This is a genomic window from Komagataeibacter oboediens, assembly GCF_003207815.1.
GTDB lineage: Bacteria > Pseudomonadota > Alphaproteobacteria > Acetobacterales > Acetobacteraceae > Komagataeibacter > Komagataeibacter oboediens.
The window spans coordinates 1-1,437 of record NZ_NKTX01000185.1; the positions used below are offsets into that span (position 1 = coordinate 1).

General features: G+C 63.7%; 2 protein-coding genes and 1 pseudogene. All 3 read right to left on the minus strand.

The features are described from left to right. Positions 1-267: 267 nt before the first annotated feature. Entirely contained in the window at positions 268-444 is a 177-nt protein-coding gene (locus CFR80_RS18125; protein WP_258367958.1) for an SDR family NAD(P)-dependent oxidoreductase, read from the minus strand. Between the two features lie 125 nt (positions 445-569). Beyond that, entirely contained in the window at positions 570-1,274 is a 705-nt protein-coding gene (rpiA, locus tag CFR80_RS18130; protein ID WP_029329754.1) for a ribose-5-phosphate isomerase RpiA, read from the minus strand. A gap of 44 nt (positions 1,275-1,318) precedes the next feature. After that, positions 1,319-1,437 (minus strand): annotated as a pseudogene (locus tag CFR80_RS20060) (6-phosphogluconolactonase); the annotation flags it as partial.

The following is a 1,437-nucleotide window of genomic DNA, read 5'->3' on the forward strand; positions in this document are numbered from 1 at the left end:
ATGGGGCGTCGGCTCTCGTAGGACGCGATGACCACTCGCGCGCGAAATTCAGGGGCGTGCCAGCGGCGGCGATCCGAAACGATCTCGATCCGCGAGGCGCCCGCCAGCCTGTCCCGCTCGCCTGTCTCTCTACCGCTCCTTTGGAGCCTCTCTGCGGTACTACCTGCGACACTCGCAGGTAGTACCGTGTCCCTATCTCTTAAATCGCTCATGCTTCATAGCTGAACCAGACCAGAAGTATTCAGCAAGGCGTCAGTCGCCGGAAGCTTACCTGCAGACATCACGGGCTTCCACTTCGTTCGTGTGATAGTTGACGGCCACATGCACGCCCGCCCGTGCAAGGGCCAGTGCAACGGCCCGACCTATCCCGCGTGAAGCGCCTGTTACGATCGCAACCCGGTTTGCAAGGGTATTGTCCGGCGGCGTCCGTGTATCCGACATCATGCTGGCCTCCCGCGCCTGCATTACAGGCGGATCACTATACCCGATCATGTCTAAACCGGTATGAATACGCTCCCGGCGGGATCACAGGGCCCGGGTCGCCGCCGCCACACGCAACAGGCGCGCGGTTATCCGGCCATGAGGTGTTTCAGGCCGTCCTGGCCCGCCACGATGACTTCGGATGTGCGGCCGATGAACAGGCCGCTTTCGATCACGCCCACAATCGCGCGGATTTTGCGTGCCAGCGCCACGGAATCCGCGATTTCTCCAAAATTGCAGTCCAGGATCAGGTTGCCCCCATCGGTGCAGAAGGGCGTGCCGTGCTGGTCCAGCCGCAGGGTGGGGCGTGCGCCCAGATCCCGCAGCCGGGTGGCCGTCAGTTCCCAGCCGAATGTCGTGACCTCCACCGGCACGGGCATGTGGTGGCCCAGCCGCCGCACCAGCTTGCTTTCATCCACCACCACCACAAAGCGGCGTGAGGCCGCGGCCACGATCTTTTCACGGAACAGCGCACCGCCCCGCCCCTTGATCAGGTTGAGCGTGCCCATCTCCACTTCGTCCGCCCCGTCAATATCAAGGTCGATCTGCGGATGGCTGGCGAATGTCACCAGCCTTATGCCATGCGAACGCGCCTGCTCGGCCGAGCGTTCGGACGTGGGAATGGCGGAAAAACGCAGCCCCTCCGCCCAGCGGCGGCCCAGTTCATCAATCATGTAGGCCGATGTGGTGCCAGACCCCAGGCCCACCACCATCCCGTCCCTGACCATGGACGCGGCTTCGATCGCGGCAAGACGCTTCTGTTCTTCCCGCGGGTCACTTATCTGGAGTGTCATGTCCGGGTTCCTGCTATCCTTCTGGCCGGCTGTCTCCACGGCGGTCATTGTCCCGCCGCCGCCCTGTCCATAAGCCAGATGAGTTCGCCTTCGGTCGTGATGTGGCTGGCGGGTTCCGCCGGGTCACCGGCGCGTACCTTCGCAAACGCCTCGCGCTTGCCCG

Excerpts from the sequence above, each read along its gene's own strand:
- CFR80_RS18125 (WP_258367958.1), bottom strand. The coding sequence starts at position 444 with ATGATGTCGGATACACGGACGCCGCCGGACAATACCCTTGCAAACCGG.
- rpiA (WP_029329754.1), bottom strand. The coding sequence starts at position 1,274 with ATGACACTCCAGATAAGTGACCCGCGGGAAGAACAGAAGCGTCTTGCC.